The sequence below is a fragment of the Erythrobacter sp. S267 genome (assembly GCF_057365045.1).
This window is the reverse complement of sequence record NZ_CP200298.1, coordinates 321666-344727: the sequence shown is the minus strand read 5'-3', so window position 1 is coordinate 344727 and position 23062 is coordinate 321666. Positions and strand designations below refer to the sequence as shown.

14 protein-coding genes are annotated in these 23062 nt (G+C 62.2%); all 14 read left to right on the top strand.

The window, feature by feature from the left end; translation table 11 throughout:
* Positions 1 to 3: 3 nt before the first annotated feature.
* From AC0V6X_RS01475 to AC0V6X_RS01410, 14 genes are read left to right on the top strand one after another with little or no spacing between them, the layout of a single operon-like run.
* Positions 4 to 156: a hypothetical protein gene (locus tag AC0V6X_RS01475; RefSeq protein WP_486182820.1), complete on the top strand. Its 153-nt coding sequence runs from the start codon at positions 4 to 6 to the stop codon at positions 154 to 156.
* A gap of 10 nt (positions 157 to 166) precedes the next feature.
* On the top strand, positions 167 to 1234 hold the full coding sequence (locus AC0V6X_RS01470) for a phage late control D family protein (protein WP_486182819.1): 1068 nt from the start codon (positions 167 to 169) through the stop codon (positions 1232 to 1234).
* The gene (locus tag AC0V6X_RS01465) at positions 1231 to 1956 is read left to right on the top strand and encodes a phage baseplate assembly protein V (protein ID WP_486182818.1); all 726 of its coding nucleotides are present in this window, start codon (positions 1231 to 1233) and stop codon (positions 1954 to 1956) included. Before AC0V6X_RS01470 ends, AC0V6X_RS01465 begins: the two co-directional genes overlap by 4 nt.
* A complete protein-coding gene (locus tag AC0V6X_RS01460) occupies positions 1953 to 4034 on the top strand; it encodes a hypothetical protein (protein ID WP_486182817.1) in 2082 nt (693 codons plus the stop codon). The genes AC0V6X_RS01465 and AC0V6X_RS01460 overlap by 4 nt, the downstream gene beginning before the upstream one ends.
* The gene (locus tag AC0V6X_RS01455; RefSeq protein ID WP_486182816.1) at positions 4031 to 4435 is read left to right on the top strand and encodes a GPW/gp25 family protein; all 405 of its coding nucleotides are present in this window, start codon (positions 4031 to 4033) and stop codon (positions 4433 to 4435) included. Before AC0V6X_RS01460 ends, AC0V6X_RS01455 begins: the two co-directional genes overlap by 4 nt.
* Position 4436: 1 nt before the next feature.
* Positions 4437 to 6719 carry a baseplate J/gp47 family protein gene (locus AC0V6X_RS01450; protein ID WP_486182815.1) on the top strand — a complete coding sequence of 761 codons (2283 nt, stop codon included), beginning with the start codon at positions 4437 to 4439 and terminating at the stop codon, positions 6717 to 6719.
* On the top strand, positions 6719 to 9547 hold the full coding sequence (locus AC0V6X_RS01445; protein ID WP_486182814.1) for a phage tail protein: 2829 nt from the start codon (positions 6719 to 6721) through the stop codon (positions 9545 to 9547). The genes AC0V6X_RS01450 and AC0V6X_RS01445 overlap by 1 nt, the downstream gene beginning before the upstream one ends.
* A 43-nt stretch (positions 9548 to 9590) precedes the next feature.
* Positions 9591 to 10943 (top strand): hypothetical protein, encoded by a 1353-nt coding sequence (locus tag AC0V6X_RS01440; protein ID WP_486182813.1) that lies wholly within the window; start codon positions 9591 to 9593, stop codon positions 10941 to 10943.
* A 1-nt stretch (position 10944) separates the two neighbouring features.
* Positions 10945 to 12240 carry a hypothetical protein gene (locus AC0V6X_RS01435; protein ID WP_486182812.1) on the top strand — a complete coding sequence of 432 codons (1296 nt, stop codon included), beginning with the start codon at positions 10945 to 10947 and terminating at the stop codon, positions 12238 to 12240.
* A gap of 45 nt (positions 12241 to 12285) precedes the next feature.
* Positions 12286 to 13572 (top strand): IPT/TIG domain-containing protein, encoded by a 1287-nt coding sequence (locus AC0V6X_RS01430; protein ID WP_486182811.1) that lies wholly within the window; start codon positions 12286 to 12288, stop codon positions 13570 to 13572.
* Between the two features lie 24 nt (positions 13573 to 13596).
* On the top strand, positions 13597 to 15615 hold the full coding sequence (locus AC0V6X_RS01425; RefSeq protein ID WP_486182810.1) for a hypothetical protein: 2019 nt from the start codon (positions 13597 to 13599) through the stop codon (positions 15613 to 15615).
* Between the two features lie 11 nt (positions 15616 to 15626).
* Positions 15627 to 17453, top strand: coding sequence for a hypothetical protein (locus AC0V6X_RS01420; RefSeq protein ID WP_486182809.1), 1827 nt, complete (start codon positions 15627 to 15629; stop codon positions 17451 to 17453).
* A complete protein-coding gene (locus tag AC0V6X_RS01415) occupies positions 17450 to 19432 on the top strand; it encodes an ATP-binding protein (RefSeq protein ID WP_486182808.1) in 1983 nt (660 codons plus the stop codon). Before AC0V6X_RS01420 ends, AC0V6X_RS01415 begins: the two co-directional genes overlap by 4 nt.
* Before the next feature lie 2 nt (positions 19433 to 19434).
* On the top strand, positions 19435 to 23061 hold the full coding sequence (locus AC0V6X_RS01410) for an eCIS core domain-containing protein (RefSeq protein WP_486182807.1): 3627 nt from the start codon (positions 19435 to 19437) through the stop codon (positions 23059 to 23061).
* Position 23062 lies beyond the last annotated feature (1 nt).

The following is a 23062-nucleotide window of genomic DNA, read 5'->3' as shown; positions in this document are numbered from 1 at the left end:
CAAGTGACCGTCGTCATCAACGAATTTGAGACTTTGGGAGAGGCCCCTCCAACCTCGGGAGCTGCCACTGGCGCGGCTCCGGAAGTGACTGAGCGTGCCGCCCGCCGCCGCGCGCGCATGGCCGCCAGCCGCCACCTGCGCATGGCGCGGAATTGAGGGATCATCGATGACCGCAAGCGTAGCCCGCCTCCCAAGTAGACCTTCAAGGCCAACGATCTCCATCAACGGAGAGGCTCAGCCGCGTCTCGAAGCCGCGCTGGTCGGATACCGCTTGCACGCCTCGCTCGAAGACATGGCCAGCGCCCAGCTCGAATTCGGCAATTGGGGTTCAGAAGAAAATGACGGCTTCACCTATTACGACCGCGCTCTGCTTGATTTCGGGGCTGAGATCGAAGTCGCGATAGAGGATGAGCCGCTGTTCAAAGGGCGCATCTCAGCCATCAGCGGTCACTATCCCGAAGGTGGGCCTCCGACGATCTCGGTCTGCGCAGAGGACGCTTTGCAAGCGCTGCGCATGACGCGGCGCACGCGCAGTTTCGAGGACGCGACGCTGGAGGACGTGGCGCAGGCTATTGCGCAGGGTCACGGGCTCGCTGCCGATGTGGAGATCAATTCTGCCGCTGCGCCTCTTATCGCGCAGGTCAACCAGACCGACTTTGCCTTCCTGTTCGACCTCGCGCGCCGCTTTGGCGGGACTGTGTCGGTCGAGGATGGCACTCTGTTCGTGCGCCGCGATCCCGGCACGCCAGCGGTTGAACTGCGCTGGTCAGGCACTTTGCGCGCCTTTGATGTGTGCGCCGACCTTTCGGGACAGCGCAGCACGATCACCGTTTCGGGCTGGGATGTCGGAGGCAAGGCGATTGCCAGCCACACGGCCGACGCCTCCATCCTCAGCTCCGACCTTGGCAGCGACACGGGCGGCCCTGCCTTGCTGGACGAGAAACTGGGCGAACGGCCCGAAACGCTCGCCCATTGCATGCCTGCCTCCAACTCCGAAGCGCGCGAAATTGCAGAGACCGCCTACCGCACAATGGCGCGCGATTTCGTGACCGGAGAGGGCCTGTGTGAGACCGATCCGCTGATCCACGTGGGCGCGAAGCTGGAGCTTGCCGGGCTGGGAGAGCTGTTCAACGGCACCTACCGCGCGACCAGCGTCACTCACCAATTCGACCCGACCTCCGGCGCGATCACGGAATTCCGCTGCGACCGGCCCGGTCTTGGGGGTGCGGCATGAAGCCCGGCCTGTTCTATCCCGGCGTCGCGCAAGCCAGCGGCGATCCGCGCTCAGCCGAAGGGCTTGGCGGTCTGTTCCACGGCGTCGCGCCCGCCATCGTCACTTCGCTCGACGATCCCGATGGGCAGGGCCGCGTGCAAGTGGAGCTGCCATGGTCGCCCGATCCCGATGCGGAGCGCTATCTCGCCTGGGCTCGCATGGCGACTTTGTTTGCGGGCAAGAATCGCGGCAGCTGGTTCCTGCCCGACAAAGACGACGAAGTGCTGGTTGCCTTCGAGCAAGGCGACCCGCGCCGCCCCTATATCCTTGGCGGACTGTGGAACGGTAAGGATAAGCCGCCTGAGGCTGAGCACTCCGCCAAGAACAACAAGAAGGTCATCCGCACCCGCAATGGGGTCAAGATGACCATGGATGACACGTCGGGTCAGGAGAAGTTCCAGCTGGAAACGCCAGGCGGGCAAAAGCTCCACCTCACCGATGGTCCGGGCGAGATCCTGATTGAGGACAGCAATGGCAATTCGGTGAAGCTTGGCCCCTCTGGTATCTCGGTCACGGCGTCGGCGATGGTCAAGGTTGAGGCCACCACAGTCCAGATCGACGCCACTGCGGTGACAGTGAACGCGGGCATCTCGAAGTTTTCAGGAGTGGTGCAGGCGGACACGCTGATCGCTAACAGCGTTGTCGGTGCGTCCTACACGCCGGGTGCGGGGAACATCTGGTGACGCAGCTCGATCATCCCCTCACCTGGGCCTCGCCCCGCCCGCTCTGGCGCGCTGCCGGCCAAGCCGGGATGCAGCCTGCGATCCTGCGCTTTGCTCGGGACGATTTCGCGGACCAATTGCTTGGCGCGATGGCGAGTGATCCGGGAGCCATCGGCAGTTTCGTTGCGCGGTACGAGGATTGGCGCACGCCTGCCGCGCAAACGCAGACGCCCGACCTGGCGCAGCGCATTCCGCTGCCTGCGACGATCAAGCAAAACCGCCGCGCTTTGCTGCGCAAGGAAGAGCCAACGCCGATCAAGGAAGCGGAGGCCGACACGCCGCTCCTCAAACTCTACCAGCCCGCGCATCAGCGCCATTATGTCGCCACTGCAACGCTCGCTTGCGCCACATCGGGCCTGCCCGACCGCGCTTTGGGCGGCGCGCATGAGCGGGTCGGAATGCTGCTGCGCCGCTTGATGCCTGCAAGCAAGGATGGCGGCGAGGTGGTCGAATATGCCTGGATTCCGGGTGATGAGCCGCGCTGGCAAAAGGTCTCCGACACCGCGCCAGAAGCCCTCGCTCCGGGTGAAGAGATGCTCCCCGTCTTCCCGATGGGGCACGTTGAAGGCGACAATATCAAGCGCAAGACCTGGGGCGGAACGATCCCCGTCGCACGGCGCGAGGATTATCTGTCGGCCCCCGTAACGCGGGAGGCGGTTTCGCTGGTGGAGGGGCAGAAGGGCGTGCTGATCCCGCCTGCGCCCATCACCAAACCCGATGATGTCCGCGCCCGCCTTTCAGAATTCCGCATGGATGTGGCCGAGCCATGGAAAGCGACTTTGCGGGCGATTGCCAAGGAAGCTGAGGACATTTCTACCGACACTGGTGAGGGCGCAACGCCCGATAATGCCGGCCCGCAAATCCGCATTCGCAACTACCAATTGCAGATGCAGAGCTGGCTGTTGCTGCTTGATTTCGCCAAGTTCCTTGAACGGCATATTCCGGCAGTGATCGCCACTTTGCGAGGTGAAGCCACGACCGGCCTTTCGGATGGAGAAACGGAGCTGCTTGAGTGGCTCCAGGCACCGCTCACCATTGGCCCAATGGCAGATGTCTTTGCGCCCGCGCCAGCTGGAACGGACTACCTCGAAACTCTCGGCGAAGCGCTCGTCGAAGCGTCGAAGACTCAAAATGAGCAGATCCTCGAAACCATCGAAACCGACTATGTGGCCGATCTGCCGCCCGACGATCCGACCACGTGGCCCGATTTCCACTTCCTCCTTGCCGGATTCAAGAGTGATGGGACGCGGGCAAGTGTCGACATTGACGGCCCATTCACCAATGCAGGCGACTTGCCCGAACCAACCCGCGCCGATCAGATTGCAAAACCTGATTGCGAGGAATGCGATGACGATGAAACGGATTGCCCCGCTTGCGACCTGATGGGTCTGGCGGGCGAGCAATGCGCGAATGTCGATGGCGTTACCAAGCTGATCGCGGATGCCCTCAGCCCCTCGCAGGAAGAGGGCGCGCGCCCTGTGGCCTTCGCCGAACGCCTCTCCAAAGTCATGGAGGACACCGCAGGCGATGAAGGGTTGTTCTGCATCCGCTTTGTCCATGTGAACGAGGATTGCGGGCCGCTCCACCCGCCCACGCTCTCTCAGCCGACCGAGCTGTTCCGCATGGCGAGCTTCTTCGATTCCGACGCCCCGGCGCGTGAGATCAAGATCATGCTGCCCCGCGACACCAGCGCGGCGGGCCTGCGCAAACATTCACGCGGCACCGCTTTTGTGATGTCGGACATGCTGTGCGGACAGGTGCAGCGGGCGAAGGGATTGGGGCTGATCGACCTCATCCGCCAAGTGCTCCCCTGGCCGCTCCACAAGGACATCGACATGGGCGCAGGCGGCGGCTGCAAGAGCGGCGGGGGCCAGGATATCGGCATGATCTGCTCGCTCTCAATCCCGATTGTAACTCTGTGCGCGCTGATCCTGCTGATGATCATCGTTCAACTGCTCGACTTCATCTTCAAGTGGGTGCCGTGGCTGATCGCCTGCTTCCCGCTGCCAAACTTCAAAGCAAAGGAGGGATCGACATGACCCATCCTCTTGGACGCGGTGTCGCGTTTCCCTTCATGGCCGGAGCCGATGGCCGGATCGCCTGGTCGCAGGGTGAGCGCAACATCCGCGAAAGCATCGCCATCATTCTCCAGACCGATCGCGGCGAAAGAGTGGCTCTGACCAAGTTCGGGGCGGGTCTGCCGACCCTGCTGTTCGAGCCCAACAACGCTGCGACCCATGCAAGCCTCGCCAAATATATCAAGGACGCGCTCGCCCGGTGGGAGCCGCGGATCAACGTCCAGGATGTCGAAGTTACCGCGCACCCAAGCGACCGCGAAACAGCGCTTGCAAGGGTCACATACTCGCTGGTCGCGACGGGCGAAGTGGAGCGTATCTCGCTCGACGTGCCGGTGGCTGCCACTGCTGAAGGGGTTGTCTGAGATGCCTCTGCCCGCTCCCCTGCTTGATAATCGCACCTATCGCGAGCTCGTCGATGATATGGTCGCGCGGATCCCGGTTCACACGCCGGAATGGACCAATTTCGGCCCATCCGACCCCGGTATCACGCTGCTCCAGCTCTATGCGCATCTGACCGAAAGCATGATCTACCGCGCCAATCAGGTGCCTGATCTGAACCGCGCGAAGTTCCTGCAATTGCTCGGCATTGCGCTGGAGCCTGCCCGCGAAGCGCGCGGTATGGTTGCCTTCCAGAACGAACGTGGCCCGCTGGAGAAAACATCCATCGCATCGGGGTCAGAGCTGCTGGCAGGCAAAGTCCCGTTCCGCACCGGCCTGACGATTGATGCGCTGCCGCTCGAAGCGCGGCTCTATCGCAAGGTCCCCATTCTCAATCCCGATCCCAACCAATTGGCGAGCTATGAGCTGCTCTATGCCTCGTTCGGGAAAGAGGTCCCGCCAGAGCTATCGCTGTATGACACGCGCGAAATTGATCCGGGCCAGCCTTTTGGTTTTTCCGGCACGGTCGACAATTCAATCTGGATCGCGCTCGCAGGCCGCGATGGTGACCGCGATGAAGGCGCGAGCGACCCTTGGGGCAATGTTCGCAAGGCACTTGCCGGGCGCACCTTGTCGCTGGGTCTTGTGCCGAGCCAAATGCGCGAGGAGAAGCTCATTCCCATCGCGCCGGGCAGCAATGCGGACGAGTTTCTGAATTTCGCGCTTCCGTCGGTTGCCGGTGGGATCGCCTTTGACGCAGATGACCGCCCGCTTGCCACTTATCGCGATCTGGAGACGCAAGCCGACTTTGATCCAACGCGCCAATCGGGCGTCGTACAAGTGCAGATGCCCAGCGATGCGGGCGCAATTGCAACCTGGTCGGACCTTGACCCGCTGGAGGCTGGTGTGGGCGACCTGCCCCCTCAGATTGAGGACACAGCGCTCGCCGGGAAAGTCATCACCTGGATCAAGGTCAGCGCCAATAGCAGCGCCGACTTCAGCTTCGACTGGATGGGCATCAACGCTGCTCCTGTGCGCCAGTTTATCAGCGTGGGCAGTGAGCGACTGGGCGAAGGCGATGGCAGCCCGAACCAGACCTTCCAACTGGGCCGCGCGCCGGTGCTGGCAGGCAGCGTCTCAATCATCAGTCTTGGCAACAATGAACGGCGCGACTGGAGCGCAATCGACGACCTGAGCGCAGCCGGGGCCGAGATCAAAGGCTATGGCGCTCCGGGCGATGATACGCCAACCGATGTCTTTACCCTCGACGCAGAGGCAGGCCTTGTCCGCTTTGGCGACGGCATGAATGGCCGCCGCCCGCGCGATGGTGACACGCTCTATGCAAGCTACAGTTATTCTGAGGGCAGCGCGGGCAATGTCGGGGCAGGCGCGCTCAAGGAAGGCGTGAACATCCCCGCAGGCGTGACCAGCACCAACGTCGTTCCCACATGGGGCGGCTCGGATGCGGAGAGCACCGAGGATGGCGAGAAACAAGTGCGCCGCGTGCTCCAGCACCGCGACCGGCTTGTGACCGCCGAAGATTTCCGCTCAATCGCCTGGCGCGCGCCGGGCATTGCGCTGGGCCGGGTCGAAGTGATCCCTGCCGCGCATCCTTCGGTGGTGCCGGTGACACCCGACAGCGCGCCCGGATCGGTCACACTGATGGTGGTGCCGGGCAGCGATCCCGCTCACCCCGCTGCGCCGCGACCCGATGGACGCTTTCTTGATACTTTGTGCGCCTATCTCGAACCGCGCCGTCTGGTGACGACTGAGGTCGCGCTGCATGGGCCGAAATACAAAGGCATTTGGCTGTCGGTCGGGATCGAGGTCGCCGGCGGCCATTCAGTGCCTGAGACGGTTGAGGCTGTGCGCGCGCGGCTTGCCGCATTCCTCAGCCCGCTGCCCAATGAAGCCCTGCGCGGCGCGGCGCTGATGCCGCAGCTCTATGGTCCAGAGGTTGATCCCGCATTGCGCGGTTGGCCGCTCAACCGCCCGGTTCACGCCGCTGCTCTGCTCGCCGAAGCGGCCCGCGCGCCCGGCGTCGTCTCAGTGCCGGAATTGCTGCTGGCGCAAGGGTCCGGGCCGGTGGTCGATGAGGTCGCCATCCAGGGCATTGAGCTTCCCGAAGTGCTGGGCATTTCGGTTTCGGTCGGCGCGGCTTCTCCCATCGACAGCTTGCGCGGCGCAGGCACTGGTGACGACAGCGGCGATGGCAGCGACAGCTCAACCCGTCTGCTGCCTGTGCCCATCGTGGCGGAGACGTGCTGATGAACGCCAACGGCTCTCTCTTCCACCTGCTGCTGGGCGAAGCCGATTGGGGCGCATGCAGCGTCGCGGCGGGCGATGGCGTGCGCGCTTTGAACGAGGTGTGGGACGATCCGCTCTCGCTTGAAGAACGCAGCTTTGTGCCCGAATGGCGCGGGGACTTGGCCGCGATTGCGATTGCGCGCCTGCCTCAGGATCTGCCGCCAACACCGGGAGAGGTCCGCTTTGACCTTAGCCACAGGCGCGGCGCGGCGGCGGATCGGCACGGCAATATCTACGCGGTCTCCGACGATATGACGGGCATGACCGTCCAAGCGGCGGGCACGCGCACAGTCTCCCCCTTCTGGCCCGATCCACGCAGCGAGCCTGCACCTTGCGAAAGCGCCTTTGTCGATTGTGAGCGCCGCGAAGAAACACGCCGCATCATCGACCTCATCGCGCTGGAAGGCGACTATCTGCTCGCCCTTCTCGACACCAGCGAGCTGCTGCGGTTTGACCTTGTCAGCGGCGGCGATCCTGACCGGATTGTCATTTCTCAGCCCGAAGATCTCACCATCACCGCGCTTGCTCCGGCATGCGGCGGCGGTGCGTTCCTGCTCGATGGAGCGGCGAAAAGGCTCCACCGCGTCACCGACCGGCTGAGCCTGTGCACTGAAGAACCGGCAGAGCCCTCCCCCACCCTCTTCCAGCCAGAGGACGGCCCTGAACAGACCGACAAGCCAGTCGGCGATCCGTGGTTCGCTGACCTCTCCGCCATTGATGAGCCGATTGGCCTGTTCCAGCTGGACGAGAATCACGTCGTGATCCTCGACCACCGCGATGGCGGCCCGGCGGCGCTTTTCCTCGTCACGCTCGACACCAAAGCGGTCACGCCGCTGCTGAAGGTGTCCTTCGACGCGCTGGGGATGGTGTTGCTGCCACCCTCCGACAAGCCTGAGGATACGACCCGCACGGCCCTGTTCTGGGGGGAAACCGGCAATCAAGCCTACGGCGTGCAGTTTGAACCTGATGGCACCAGCTGGGCCGCGGGCGAAGACCCCGAACTGCGCCCCTTGCGCCGCTTTGGTGGACGCAATCTCGTCGTTGCGGGACCATTCGCGCATTACGACAGCGGAGAGCCAATGCGCTGGGTCGGGATAGGGGTGAAGCATCGTTGCCGCTTTGCTGAAAGCTCCACTTTCGCCACCCCGGTCTATGACAGCGACCTCTTCCAATGCGTGTGGGATCGCATCCGCTTTGATGGCCGCATTCCAGCAGGCTGCGAAGTCAGGATCGAAGCGCGCAGCTATGACGACAAAACCCAATTCGACATTGACCCCGAAGCCGGATGGCAGGTCCAACCCGCCCCCTATTCCAACGGTGACCGCGCAGAGCTGCCTGCTCTCGCGCTGCCACGGCAGGCGGGCGAGGAGGATGAGGTCAAGAAATGCTGGGACGTTCTCCTGCAGAACGTTCAGGGGCGCTATGCGCAGTTGCGGGTGACGCTGGTCGGTGATGGCCGTCAGTCGCCCGCAATATCGGCCTTGCGCCTGTGGTATCCGCGCTATTCCTATGCGCGCAATTTCCTGCCGCAGGTCTATTCGCAAGACCCCGTGGCAGGCGACTTCACCGACCGTTTCCTGGCGAGCAATGAAGGCGTCAACACAGCGCTCGAAGACCGAATCGCCGCCGCGCATCTGCTGATCGACCCGCGCACGGTCCCCGCCGAAGCGCTCGACTGGCTGGCAGACTGGTTCGACGTGGCGCTTGACCCTGCATGGGATGAGCGGCGGCGGCGGCTTTTCATCACCCATGCGGCCAAGTTCTTCGGCTGGCGCGGGACGCTTCCGGGCCTGCAACTGGCGCTATCGCTCGCCTTTGATGAGTGCATTGAGGAGGAGGATTTCGCGCTGCCCTCCCCGCCTGTAACTGGCCATTCGGGCATCCGCATCCTCGAACATTTCCGCACCCGCAAAGCCGCGCGCGAGTTCCCGCCCGCGCCGTCGGCGAGCAGCGGCATCCACGCTCTGTTGGACCGCGAAGGGCTGTGGCATCCCAGCGAAGCGCGCAGCGGGTTGATCGAGCGGTGGGCATGGGCTCGCGGACAAGAGGCAGCCGCGCCTGAGGAACGCTCCGCGCCGTTCTCGCTGGTGGCCGCCGATTATGATGTGCCGTCCGAATGGGCGGGCTTCATGCAAAACCAGATCGGCTTTGCCCCCAGCATCGGCGCAGAGGAGCGCGCGCGGTGGGAGGCCTATTGCGCAAGCCAGGGGCTTGAGCCGCATCCAATCCCATCATCGGGCAGCGAGGGTAACGGGGCTGCGTGGCAAGGCTTTGTCGCCATTGCTGATCCGCGCCGCGCGCTGTGGCGCGACTTGCTGATTGAACGTTACGCCACGATCGCCAACCTCAACCTCGCTTGGGCGAGCGACTGGCTGTCTTTCGACGACATCCCCCTCCCCCACCGTGCTCCATCGCGCGAAGCACCGACACGCGATTGGCTCGATTTCGAAGGTGCGCTGGCTCCGATCCATGGCTCTGCGCACCGCTTCTCGGTCCTGATCCCGCGCCAATCGACCGCCTTTGATCCCGATGCCGAGGCGCAAGCGATGAAGCTGGCTGAACGGATCATCCGGCTCGAAAAACCCGCCCACACCGTCTTCGACGTGCGGCTGTTCTGGGCGATGAACCGCGTGGGCGAAGCGCGCATCGGACGCGACACCGAAATCGGCGAAGGCAGCCGCGCGCAGCAGCTCGTCCCGCCCAGCATTCTGGGCCGCAGCACCATCGGCGCAAGCTTTGTCGGCGGCGACCAGAGCGCGCCAGCAGGCAGGGAGCTGATCGCATGTTGAACCACACACACTTTTTCTCACCCGCTCCAGCAGGAGAATTCTGATGGGATGTTGCACCAGCTTTTCAGCAACTTCGACCACAATGCGCCTCGATCCGGGCCGCTATGTGAACTTCACCACCGGCATGGTTTTGGGCGCGGAGGATTACCTCCAGGGCCACACCTATCTGGCTGAGCGCATCAAACGCGTGGTGCGCGAACTCGATGGCTATGGCACGATTTCGGGGCTGGAAGTTTCGCCAGAAGTCGATGCTGAGAAAGGGCCGGTTGTGCGCGTCACGCCGGGTTCTGCGGCAGCGCCCAGCGGCCAATTGATCTGTGTCGGTCGCGAGCAATGCGGCGGGGTCAACCAATGGCTTGCCACTGAAGAGATTGACGCAGCGCTCGACGCGATGGACCGGGACGCTGGCGATCCGGGCAGCCTGCAACTGCCGATCTGGCTGGTACTTTGCTATAAGGATTGCGCCGTCGCGCCGGTCCCTGTCCCCGGAGAGCCATGCCGCAGCGATGAAGAGCTGATGGTCCCCTCGCGCATTGCGGACGATTACTCGCTTTCCTTTGCGCTCGCCCCGCCCGCCATGGTCGAGGCCGAGGCAATCACCAAGCTCAACGCCTGGATGAACATGCTGATCGTGGGCGAGGGAGACGGGGCAGAGGACGACGACCTTCAAGGCCTGATCGGCACCGCGACTGCGCAATTGGACGCAATCTTCCCGAGTGCGGATATCGACGCTGAACCTGTCGTGCCGAGCGTCTTTGCACCGCTCACATTCGTGCCCAACCTCGCGCCCGCCTTCTTCGCGGCGATCAAGCGGCTGTGGATCACACGCTGGCGACCACGCGTCATGGCGGTCAAATGCAACACGCTCACCCACGAAGCCGATGATTGCGTGATGCTCGCCCGGATCGACATTCGGGTCATCCTGACGGACAGCAATTGGGTGGTCGCCAATCTCGACACCGATGGTGAGATCGACGGAGTCGACTGGCGGCTCGACCAATCAGACCGCCCGCTGCTGCTTGCCTCGAACATGGCGCAGACGCCCGGCGGTGTGGCCCTGTCCGACAGCGGATATGAGGAACAGCTGGAACTGGTGCATGCGAGCCTGCTGGCACCGGGCGATGCAGCATACGCCTCCGCGATCAGCAATGGATACATCATCGTGGTGGGAGAAGACCCTGTGCCGCTCACCATTCCCGGCGCTTCCACCGCCAATCGCGGCGACATGCTTGTCATCAGGCTGGCGAGCGTAACGACCGGCAGCGTCAGCCCGGCAGGCGGCACTATCGCGGGCGAAGACAACCTCTCGCTCGATGGGATTTCCGAGGTCCATCTGCGCGCCGGTCGCGGCAACAATTGGGCCGTCATCCGCAGCATCAAACGGGCTGGAGGCTGATATGGCAGACAGCACAATCCAGCTTGAACAGGCAGTGGCCGATGGCGGCTTGGAGGCGACCAACTTCTTCAACGGCCGATTGCTCGAAGGCTCTGACTTCGCCCGCGAACAGGCCGCGCGGGCAGAGGGTGACGAACGTCTTGGCCAAGCAATGGGCGCAGGTGTTGCCACCGGCCTAACGCTCAAAGAAGGGCTAGAGATCGTCCGCGAGGAAGATGGCGTCTCCCTCGGGCGACCGATCATCGTCGAGCCCGGCTTGGCGGTGAACGCGCTGGGTCAGGCGATGCGGCTGAAGTCGCGCCAACAGATCCAGCTCACCCGGCCGCCTGCGGCCAATGATGGCAGTTTTGCGAGCGGTTGCGGACCGTTTGGGGCGTGCGAGCCGCTGACGCCGGGCACCTACGTGGCGGGCCAAGGGCTCTATATCCTGACCATCGCACCGGCGCAGATCCGATCAGGCCGCGCGCCCAGCAACGGGATCGCCGGGGCGGCTGTCTCCTGCAACACCGATCAGCTGGTCGAAACGGTCCAGTTCCGGCTGCTCGAAGTGCCTGCGAGCCTCTACGGTTCGCTCCCAGCCACAGCCGCCGATTTCCGCAACCAGATCGCCTATCGCTGCTTTGGCGAAGGGGTGAAGGCGGACTGGGTCACGCATCTTTTGGCGCGAGGCCCCCGAGGCAGCGACCTGCTGGAAGAGATGGCCGCCAATGGCCTTGGCGAACAGGAAGTGCCGCTCGGCATCCTCGCCTATACCGGCACCGACCGGATCGAATTCATCGACAGTTGGGCGGTGCGCCGTCCGCTGGTGCAGGACGATAGCGGCGACCGCATCGGCTCGCTGGTCGAACCCTATCGTCTGGCAAGCGGCATGGCGATGTTGCGCCAGTTTCAGGATCACCTTCACGCCGAAGTCGGGTCGCCGGTCAATCTGGGCGCTGTGCGCGCGCGCACGCACTTCCCCTTCCTGCCGCCTGCCGGTGTGCTCGCCAATTTCTCCGAAGACCAAGCGAAAGAGTTCTTCGGCGGCATGACCATTCGCGGCCCCGTGCACATCAACGGCCCGCAAGTCGAACCACTGCTGCGCGAAAGCCTGTCTGCCCCGGCCCTGCGCAGCGCCGATAACGAGGTCGTGTGGCTCTACGCCGTTGCCGCCAATCGCATGGCGGGCGTGGTCGCAGGCCAAGACCCGGACAGAGCCGACCCCTACCTCATCTTCGCCCGCGGCGACCTCGCATACAGAGGCAACGCCCGCTTCAACCTCCACCGCTGGGACTACGCCAATTACGCGCTGACCTGATGGATCAATTCCAGCCGCCATGAAGGCTGGAGAAAGGACCAAGAGATGAACCAGATAACCGAAGGATCGGTCGTCACCATGGCCAGCATCCTCGAAGCGCTCAAAGGAGTGCTGAGCGAGGCAGAGCGCCAGGCGCTGATGACTGAGTTGATCGATGTAAGGGCCAATGGCGTGGCCCCGGGAGACCTTATCACAGCCGAGCTTTTCAACCAGATCTTGAGCGACATCAACTCGTTGAAACTGCGGGTCGCGGCGCTGGAGGGGGAGGCTGGGGCTCCGGTGATTATCGGAACCATCCCTTCCGGCGATCTGCGACCCAACACCATCGTGAATATCACAGGGCGCAACTTCAACCGGGAATCGCGCGCAAACACGATCATTCTTGGTGGCCGCCGGATCCAACCTCTGAGAAACGGGTCTGAAACCTCAATTGCCTTCGCTGTGCCAATTGACTGGGACAGCCTGCCAGCTTCGGTTGATCTCCAGGTCGAAAACGAAGGAGCCCTATCAAACACTATGCAGGTGACGGTTGGCGAGATCGAATTCTCACAGTCAGGTAAGTTCGAGGTAGAGCTGTCAAACGTCCCCACCTCCACGATGGCAGGTGGGTCAACCTTCTTCGTAAGTTGGACTGTGTTTGCTGATACGGGTCAGGCTGACGAGATCGATCTTAAGCTAGACATTCAAAACACCGGATCTGTCGATGCAGCGCAATGGACGGTCGACTTCGATCCTGTTCCACCGGCAGCGATTAATGCGGGCCAGATCATCAAAGTGACCGCGCAAATCAAGCCGCCAGACACCGCTGAAACGGCGGATCTGTCGCTCGTCGTTGCGGGCAAAGGAAATATCGCAACCGGGCGGTCAACCCAGCCGATATTCTGGCGCAATGGCTCTCCTATAGAGGCCACCAGCACCCGCGCTGTCTTTGAGATAGACGAGGTCGTGGGCCCGATCACTGAAGTTGTTGATATGGTGGTCGCGGGCGCAACATATCATGGGGTTCAAGTCCCTACTGGTGCCACCGGCAGGATCAAGATGCGACTGACCAATGGTGATGACACGGCCAGCGATGTGACCTCCTCGTTCCGCATCAGCGTCGTTGCTGAAAGCGACACAGACGACTGGTCAATCAGCAACATAAATCCCGATAGTTTCGACCTTGCTGGCGACGGCGCGGATCAACCCGTTTCACTTGATGTCGAGAACACAGGCGGCCCAGCGGGCCGGGTCACTTTCCTGCGGGTTGAAGCACAGCAAACAAGGGTGTCCAGCGACGACAACCTCGAAGCCTTCACATCCTTTGCAATCATTCCGCTTCAGCTCGTCTGAGGCATTCCGAAAGGGGGAACAAAAATGAGCGACCAAGACACACTCATCTTCAACAATCACTCTGGCAGCGTCACAGGCTATCCTGACTTGGACGGCTTCTTCGATCTCGACATGCTAGAGACAACCGGTGAAGTGCCTGAAACTGGCTATGTCAGAGGCGCTCAGGTGAGCTTCGAACACGGCGTGATCCCGCCGGTCCTTTTCAGAGGCATTCGCCACGCGTCGAATGGCAACCTGATGCTGGCATTTTTGGGCCGCATCAATACGGCTTTCAGCGAGGATCATTTCGTGTCGATTGTCCTCAAGCCGACATTTGGCAACAACAACCGGTCGTCCTGGCGCAAGATCAACATTTATCCGGTTGGAAGCGGCGGTGCAGATGGAGGCAACCCAACCGATCCGGCCCTTATCCCGAACAATGTACGGACTGGGCGGAATGCCAGGCAAGTCGACATCTTCGCGGGCACGGGTACCGGTCCAAACGAGTGGAACCCTACCGAAATCAGCGGTTCGATCACGGAAGTAAGCATTCAAGTACGATCCTGGGAGCACCTCGCAGGTTCTTCAGCGCCTTCCGACCATGCGTGGAGTATCGAGGTCGAGATTGAAACCTCAGATACCAGCGGCAACTGGATGGATATCGGCGATGATTTCGGCATCCACTTCCGTGTGGGCAAGATCGTTGGCGAGGACCCGGACAACAGCGCATGCGCTGAATATGTCTTTCCTTTGAACTCACCCGATCTGACTAGCTCTTTGGACGATTCGGACATCATCACTTACGAGCCACCCGTGTTCGGGCATGGCCTCAAAGCAAGCGCCATTCCGGCAACCCCGACAGGCGTCTCGTTTGAAAACGGCGCTATGGGAATTGGGAGGCGGGCGGCAGGCTCCTCCGCCACAACCCTATCCAGCTGGATTGAGACTGGAAGTACCGGTGGCGGTGATGGAAACGACAACGAGATCGTTGCGCTCTTGCGAAATGACGGCACGACGGCGGCCACTGGCGTCACTGCGGAATTCCGCTTCTCAAACTGGGGCCTTGGATCCGGGGACTTCGCGTTCTGGGCTGCACCGCCAAATCTCAGCCCAAATCCTACGACTCCTTTAACCGTGGACCTACCAACGCCAACCTCTCCCGGCCCCACTGAGCTAATCTCAAATTGGCCGATGAACCTGGTTCCAATCGAGTACCATGACGATCACCAATGTATGTGGGCGCAGTTGAACGCCAGCTCGACTGTAAACTTTGGGCAGTCAAGCGTTCGGCGGAACATGAATTTCCACGAGCTTTCAGAGCTGAAAGACGAGGCAGAAGTCAGCGGCAAGGGCTATCCTGAACCGGCCAACGGCACTGGCGAGCACGATTTCCTGCTGCAGACGGTGACAAGGAAAATCATTGTCCGCAACCTTGCAGAAAATCCGAAGGGGGCTGACCCGCTATCTATGGCGCTCGCGACGAATGCGATCCTGGCAACCGGAGGTCCCCGCGATGACGACAATGATGATGGCAGAGACTTCGTCAACGAAGTCGCTTCGCATAACGTCGCGGCGGTAAGGCGAAGAACACCGCAATACGCCAATACAGCGGTACATCTGTGGATCACCGAAGGTTACCGGATGACCAACCGTGTGCTGCGCGTCAACGGTACGACCTATCCAGTGGTTGATCACGGGCCCGGCGCTTTTGGAATCGTCGCTCGCCATGAGGGGCTAAACGATCCGTTAAGCTGGGAATTCTCGGGACCAAAGATGGGGCAATTCTCTCCCGGCTTGTACGGCCTCAAAGTCCCACATAACGGCGTCACTCGTATCGGGATCCGCCTCCAAGCAGACCCCGGTGCGCCGTCCGGCGACGTCAGCCGCAACCTGCCGCGGTTGAAGGAACTGCCCAAACAAGGGCGCGGCGGTGGCCGTCCCGGCATTGGTACTGGCGGGTCTAGCGGTGAAGAGAAAGGCGGCTGTCTTGGCCTGCTGATCGGCCTTATCGCCATTCCAGCAGCCCTCCTCGCCGGTCTGCTTGGCATCAGCCCTAGGGCCTAAAGGCGCGCGCGATGGCCCTTGCCCAAGCTCTGTCCAGCACCCCTCCCCTCGTCATCGACCGTGCCATTGTGCGCGCGTCGGGGCGGGAGGCTGGCGGGGTGGATGGGCCTCAGGCGCTGAAGCGCGGCTTGCAGCGTGCGCTGGCGAGCAGCCCGCTGGATGGCCTTGGTCTTGGGCAGGGTGAGTATTTGCTCGTTGCGCGGCTTACGGTCGAGGAGCGGGTGGAGGCCGGCGGGCTTAACCGCGCTTTCTCCCGCACATTCTCGCAGGCGTTGCGAGACTGCCTCGACAAGGCTGAGCTTGATCCGAGCGGGCCGGTCGCAAATGGGCGGGCCGTTCGCTTCTCCAGCCTGCCGCGCCTTGCCGCATGGCTGATCGGAGAACCCCTCGCTAGCGCACCTTATGTGGCGGGACTGATTGCCGATTTGCCGGGCGCCAGGACTGCGCGCGACTGGATCGCAGAAACTGTGCTGCCAGATACCCCGGCGGCTGCACAGACCGCGCGCATTCTGCTTGAACGCGGGCAATTCGGACAATGGCTGGCGACCCTTACGCCGAGCGATTTGGGCGTGCTTGAGAGAGGGCTAGAGCAGCACTTCGGCGTCGCTTCGCAGGTCGACACATCCGCATATCGGGCTGCTCCTGCATCGCCCACCATGACGACCAAGGCTGATCCGAAAGCGCGAAGGTTCAGCGCGCTCAAGGCCCAGCTCGCACGCAACTTCCTGCACGCCGCCATGACGCCGCGCGCCAAGCGAGTGGTTGCGGCCTTGGCCTTTGTTGGGACGCAGCCAAGCGCTGCGCGAGGGGACCTCCTGCGCCAATTTGTGGCTCAAGTGGTAGAGCCTCCGCCTCCGCCTGTATCCGTGCCAGCCGCAGCGATGTCCGAAGAGAAAACCGCTCACTTTGACCGTGCCGCTGAACAGGACGAATTCACCGCTTCACCACCCGCCAGCCAGCCGCACACGTCGAGCCATCGACCAAGCGTTGAAGACCGCGCTGAGCGGCCCCTTCGCGGCGATCCAGATCAGCTGTTGGAGGCCCTGCAAGCCAAGGCTCCCGCTGGGCCGCCATCCGCGCTACGCTCCCAACCCTCCATCCAGTCTGAGCAAGAGATCACCTCTTGGCCTGAGGGAATTTGCACCTTCAACAGCCCCTTTTGCGGTCTGCTGTTCCTGACCAATATCCTGCGTGATCTTGGCTTTGTCGCCGATTTCGGGATGGAGCAGCGCGCCGATCCAACGCTTGCCCCGTTTGAGCTGATCGACGCGGTCGGACAGCTATGGTTCGGGGCGGAATATCGCGCCTCCTCCTTGCATGTGTGGCTAGCGAGCGAAGCGGCGCGGCGCTGGGTTCCCCAAGACTTCACGCATCCCCTGCTCGAAAATGACAGACCTGCCGATGGCAGTTGCCGCCTGGTGAGCGACGGCCCGCGGCTGACAGTCTGGCATCGCGCAGGCTTTCCCCTGTTTGACCGCCCCGCCCGCGCCCGCTCCCGCACCGCAGAGGCGCTAGTAAAGAGCATCGGCCGAGCGGCGTTCTCAAAGGCAAGAGCGGTTCGCCCTGCGCCCGATCAGCGCCTTCCCCGCCAGGGACGGCGCCGGTGGATCAGCGCGCTTGCACAATGCCTCACCCACGAGATGAAGCGCCGCAGCGCCGACTTTGACCTGACGCCCAATGACCTGCGCCTCGCGGGGCAAATGCGCATCGCCGATGGCCACATCACCGCCCATTTCGACCTTGCCGACCTGCCTTTTGCAGCACGCGCAGCAGGGATCGACCGTGATCCGGGCTGGATCAAAGAGGAGGGGCGCTCGCTCGCCTTTATCTACACATGAGCACGCCCAACCGCTTCGCCTTCATCCCGGTCAACGCGCAAGAACACTTCCGCCTCGCGCTGCTGGGCGTGGTGCTAGACATGCTCGACCGGGAGAGGCGAGACGGGCAGCTGGAGGAATTCCTCGACCATTTCGGCTTTTTCAAAAGCTATGGCGATCGGGTTGAAGCGCTGTGGGGGGCTGAGAAGCTGCCCCGCCCACGCGAATGGCGCGCAGCGGTGGAGGCATGGCGGAAGCCACACGGCTCCCTTCCGCTCGTGAACCTCGCAAAGGTCAACCCTGATCCGATTGCGATGACCGCGAGTGTGCTGATCTGTGCGATTGAGGAGGACCCCCGATTTGCTCTGCTGGTCGAGGCCGAAGGCGGCGCGCCGACGCTGGGCGGGATGACGGTGCTGCTCAGCGACCTGTTCCCACAGGCCAGCACCGGCGCAATCCGGGAGCAGCTGTTTGACCTTGTCGCCAAGGGCCTGTGCGTGCTGGGCCAGCAGGACCGGCCAAGGGTCGAGTGGACCTTGCGCATGAGCCGCGCGGGCTTTGAAGTGCTTAGCGGTGCGGCGTGTGAACGGGATCACCTCTCAATCATACCTCACACAGCCCTGCCCCGCGCCAAGGGATGGATTGCGCCCCACAAGGACAGCGAAACCCCCAACGCCCATGCAAAGCGTCTGGCTGAGCTCCCCGCATCCACCACTCTGATCCGCGGCGACGGGCACAATGGCCGCAAGACCTTCGCGCGCATGGCGGCGGGCGAGGCGGGGCTGCCAGTGGTCCAAGTCAGCGGCGCTGCGATCACTCAGACCGATCTGTGGCAAGAAGCCAATCTGGTTGCCGGGCTTCACGGCGCTTTGCTGATCGTGGAGTGCGCGCCTGCTCCCGGAGAGCGCGTCACCATCCCCCCAGCACCTGTCGAAGCGCCCCATCTGGCATTGGTCACAACTAACTCGGCGAGCATTGACCATGCACGCCCCTCAGCCGCCTTCTTCGCCATCGACATGCCCCGCCCCGATCAACAAGCGCGCATCGCGCATTGGCGCGCAGCGGGATGGAGGCAGGAGGCGCAAACCCTGTCCGAGCGCGTCCTCACCTCCGGTCACATTCACCGCATTGCCAAAGGCAGCGAGCGCAAGACGCGCAAGGAAGCGCAGAGGGCCATAGAAGCTACGCTCCAATCCTTGCGCGACCCCCGGCTGGAGGCAACTGCACAGAGGGTCGAGCTGGACGCAAGCCTCGATACCTTGGTGCTCGACAAGGACGACCGCGAAGAGCTCGACAATCTCGCTCTTCGATGCCGCCTGCGCGAGCAATTGCACGCCTCAAGCGAGGCCGGGGTCAAGGCGCTGCTGAGCGGCCCGAGCGGCAGCGGTAAAACCTTGGCGGCCAAGCATCTTGCCCGTGAACTGGGCCGCCCGCTCTACCGCATCGACCTTTCCGCGACGGTCAACAAATATATTGGCGAGACCGAGAAGAACCTTGAGCAAGCGCTGGCGGCGGCAGAGGAGCTCGACATAGTCCTGCTGCTTGATGAAGGCGACGCGCTGCTTGGCAAGCGAACCGATGTCGGCTCATCGACCGACCGCTATGCCAATATGGAGACGAACTTCCTGTTGCAACGGCTCGAAGCGTTTCGCGGAATCATCGTCGTCACCACCAATGATGCGGAGCGGATTGACGGCGCTTTCCGCCGCCGGATGGATGCGATCCTGCCCTTCCGCCTGCCCGACCAACTGCGCCGTCAGGAAATCCTCAGCCTGCAATTGGGCGAGCATGCGGTCTCCGGGCAATTGATCGATGAAATCGCATGCAAGTGCAATTTCTCCGGCGGGCAATTGCGCAATATCGTGCTGCATGCGCGGCTGCTGGCTCTGTCCGAAGAGTGCCCGATCTCCGATGCGCACCTCATCAAATCGGTCGAGCGCGAATATCGCAAATCGAGCGAGCATTGCCCGCTTAGGCCTGTTTTGGCCAAGGTCGGATAAAGGTGGCGCAGGCGGCGGTCCGTAAGGCAGAAGAGCCCAAGGCCGCCCGGCGCGCCAAACCCTCCGCTGCACGCGCCAAGCCCAGCGTCCAACGCAAGGCCAAGCCTGACCAGGACGAGGCTGCGGACCGCAAGACAACTTTGCTGGGCGGCGGGGTCCAAGCCAAGCTGATGGTCCAGCGCATGACGCTGCAAGAGGCCGAGATTGATGAGGCGAAGAAGATCAATGATGCAGGCTCCGGCGTCAAAATCCAGAAAGCGGGCTTCGTCTCCTCCCCCGAAGATGCAAGCGAGCGCGAGGCCGACAGGGTAGCCGATGCCGTCACAGGCAGCGGCGGGGCAACGGTCCAGCGCGTGGCGACCGGCGTGCAGCGCATGGCGGGTGGCGGTGGTGGAGGCTCTTCACCAGCAAACGATAGGGACACAGAAGCCCGGATCAAAGCCGCAGCGGTGGGCGGAAAGCCGCTCTCCAAGAAAACCCGCGCGCTGCTCGAACCACGCTTCGGAGCAGACTTCCGCGCGGTCCGCATCCATGACGATGCGCAGGCGGCCCAGCTCTCCAACCGCATCGGCGCGCGCGCTTTCGCCTATGGCAAGCACATCTTCTTCAATGAAGGGCAATACCAACCCGACACCGCCGCCGGCCAGCATCTGCTCGCGCACGAGCTAACCCACACGATCCAGCAACGCGCGACCGTCCAGCGCAAGGCGACAGGCGGCGCCAAAGTGGGCGAGCGCACCGGGCCGCAAGCAAGCCGTCTGGGCGTCAGCGACGCGCTCGATTTCTTTGCGGATGCCGCATACAACATCCCCGGCTACCGGATGTTCACGATCATCCTTGGCGTGAACCCGATCAATATGAGCGAGGTCGAGCGCAGCGCCGCCAACATCCTGCGCGCGATTGTCGAATTCCTCCCCGGCGGCCGGCTGATCACCACCGTCCTCGACATGTATGGGGTGTTCGAAGATGTCGGCGCCTTCATCGAGGAGCAGATGGAGACGCTGGGCATTTCTGGCGCCTCAATCCGCGCGGCGATCAATGAATTCCTCGATGGGCTCAGCTGGAGCGACATCTTCGATCTAGACGGCGTGTGGGAGCGGGCGAAGAGCATCTTCACCGACCCTATCGACCGGATCATGACCTTTATCGGCGGGCTGTTCGACAAGGTTCTGGAGTTCGTTCAGCAAGCCGTCCTCGCCCCGCTCGCCGCTCTGGTGGAGCCGACCGAGGGCTACAATCTGTTGCGCCAGGTCCTCGGCTTCGACCCAATCACCGGCGAAGCGGTTGAGCGTGATGTTGGCGTCATCATCGGCAGCCTGTTGACCCTCGCAGGGCAGGAAGAGCTGTGGCGGAACATCCAGGAAGCGAATGCGCTCGAACGCATCGGCGAATGGTTCTTCACGGCCATCGACAGCCTGATCGCGCTGGTCGTGTCGATCCCGGATCGCTTCGTCGAAGCCTTCGCCACGATTGAAATCACCGAATTCCTCGACCTGCCCGCCGCCATTGCCAAGGTGCTGGGCGTGTTCGGAGGGATCGTCCTCGACTTCGGCACATGGGTGCTGAACACCGTCTTCACGCTGATGAAGATCATCGTCGAAGTCGTCGCGCCGGGCGTCATCCCCTACCTGGAAAAGGCAGGCAAAGCCTTCGACACGATCATCAACGATCCGATTGGCTTTGTCGGCAATCTGGTGCGCGCGGCCAAGCGCGGCTTCCAGCTGTTTTTCGAGAATTTCATCCCCAATCTGCGCGGCGCTTTGATCCAGTGGCTGACCGGCGCGATGGCGGGGGCGAACATCCATATCCCGCAGGCCTTCACGCTGAAGGAAATCCTCAAATTCGTCCTCTCCGTGCTGGGCCTCACATGGGAAAACATCCGCCCCAAACTGGTCCGCGTCATGGGCGAGAACGCCGTCATCGCGCTGGAGACCGGCTTCGAACTGGTCACGACCCTAGTCACCGAAGGCCCGGCGGCCGCCTGGCAGCAGATCGTCGAGATGATCGGGAACCTGCGCGATATGGTGATCGAGCAGATCATCAGTTTCGTGACCAGCCGCGTGATCGAGCAGGCGGTTATCAAGCTGGTGAGCTTCCTCAACCCCGCTGGCGCGCTGCTGCAAGCGATCATCGCGATCTACAACACGATAATGTTCTTCGTGGAGCGCCTGACCCAAATCGGCCAGGTCGCCGCCGCCTTTATCGATTCCATCGCCGACATCGCCGCAGGCAAGATCGACGGCGCAGCCCAAAAGGTCGAGCAGACCATGGTCGGCCTGCTGTCACTGGTCATCAGCTTCCTCGCGAGGCTCGTCGGTCTAGGCAATGTCGCCACCGCGATCACAAACCTGATCGAGCGTTTGAGAAGGCCGATAGATCAGGCGATCGACAGGCTGATCGACTGGATCGTCGTCCAAGCGCGGCGGTTCATGGGAGCGGTCAGGAGCGGCGTGCAGCGCGTTGTCAGCTGGTGGCGGACGCGTAAGAGAGTCAGCCTTTCGAATGGCGACCCGCACACCCTAAGTTTCGAAGGTGGCGAACGAGGAGCTCGGCTCTTCTTGGCATCGACACCAAAGCCGGTTGAGGACCACTTGAATGAAGCGCTAGCGGACGGCGATCTTGATCCGACTATGCGGCCAGCAATCCAAGCCGCACTAGACTTCTATACCGCCAACTTGAAACCAATTGAAAATATGACAGCGAATGAAGCCAACCAACGTCATCCTACGCTTATCGCTGCTGTCTCGGCCAATATAGACCAGTTCTCCACTATGCTGCGGGCAATTGAACCGACAGCTGCACAAGCCTTCCCACCGGCAGAATTTGATCCTGGAGGCCCGCAATACTCCAAAGCTGATAAGTTAAGTAATAGGACCAGCAGAGGCGGACGAGATGCCGATAGAGGAAATCCGAAAGGCTGGGATCTAATTGAAAGGAACACCCTTACTGAACGCAATGGCCGCTGGGTAAGGATGCACATGATTTCAGCAGCATATGGTGGCCAAGATGTTGATGGAAATCTTCTTCCGGCTCCCGGAGGGATCAACACTGGAGGTGAAGTCCGGGACTTCGAGCAAAGAGTCGAGCAAACGCTTTATGGCGACCCAAATGCGCCCGGAGGACATCGGCCGGGTCCAGTGCGAAGAGCTACCCACCTCTTTGCATCGTTGACAGCGCGCCGCTCGGTGATTTGGTTAGAGACGCGCACGACCGGTTTCCATCCTGGAATCAATACTGGCAACAACCAATATGACGGCTCAACATTCGCGCAAGGCGTTGAATTCCTTGGAGGCATCTACTTTTTTGCCAATAATAACTGGACAAAAGATCCGAATGCGCTCGTGACCGCTAGGATAAGCCTAGATCCTCCCGACTTCTCCGGCTCGTACGTGCACAACGCCAATGTCATTGGCGAGGACCTCTTAGCGCGCCACAGTCAGGTGACTTTGCGATTTGCGCGCGACATGATTTCAGAGAGGCGGAACGGAGCCTTCCAGAGTAACCAAGACTTCGTCAATCGAATGCTAGCTCGTACTGACCTTCAATCAAGCCGAGCTGACATCATGACAAATATGACCCGTGTGACCCGATCTATTGCCGCCCGCAGGATAGAGTGGGGGCCAAGATAGG

What these genes read in the sequence shown, in the direction of transcription:
- AC0V6X_RS01470 (WP_486182819.1), top strand. Translation starts at nt 167, where the DNA reads ATGACCGCAAGCGTAGCCCGCCTCCCAAGTAGACCTTCAAGGCCAACG.
- AC0V6X_RS01465 (WP_486182818.1), top strand. Translation starts at nt 1,231, where the DNA reads ATGAAGCCCGGCCTGTTCTATCCCGGCGTCGCGCAAGCCAGCGGCGAT.
- AC0V6X_RS01455 (WP_486182816.1), top strand. Translation starts at nt 4,031, where the DNA reads ATGACCCATCCTCTTGGACGCGGTGTCGCGTTTCCCTTCATGGCCGGA.
- AC0V6X_RS01450 (WP_486182815.1), top strand. Translation starts at nt 4,437, where the DNA reads ATGCCTCTGCCCGCTCCCCTGCTTGATAATCGCACCTATCGCGAGCTC.
- AC0V6X_RS01445 (WP_486182814.1), top strand. Translation starts at nt 6,719, where the DNA reads ATGAACGCCAACGGCTCTCTCTTCCACCTGCTGCTGGGCGAAGCCGAT.
- AC0V6X_RS01440 (WP_486182813.1), top strand. Translation starts at nt 9,591, where the DNA reads ATGGGATGTTGCACCAGCTTTTCAGCAACTTCGACCACAATGCGCCTC.
- AC0V6X_RS01435 (WP_486182812.1), top strand. Translation starts at nt 10,945, where the DNA reads ATGGCAGACAGCACAATCCAGCTTGAACAGGCAGTGGCCGATGGCGGC.
- AC0V6X_RS01430 (WP_486182811.1), top strand. Translation starts at nt 12,286, where the DNA reads ATGAACCAGATAACCGAAGGATCGGTCGTCACCATGGCCAGCATCCTC.
- AC0V6X_RS01425 (WP_486182810.1), top strand. Translation starts at nt 13,597, where the DNA reads ATGAGCGACCAAGACACACTCATCTTCAACAATCACTCTGGCAGCGTC.
- AC0V6X_RS01420 (WP_486182809.1), top strand. Translation starts at nt 15,627, where the DNA reads ATGGCCCTTGCCCAAGCTCTGTCCAGCACCCCTCCCCTCGTCATCGAC.
- AC0V6X_RS01415 (WP_486182808.1), top strand. Translation starts at nt 17,450, where the DNA reads ATGAGCACGCCCAACCGCTTCGCCTTCATCCCGGTCAACGCGCAAGAA.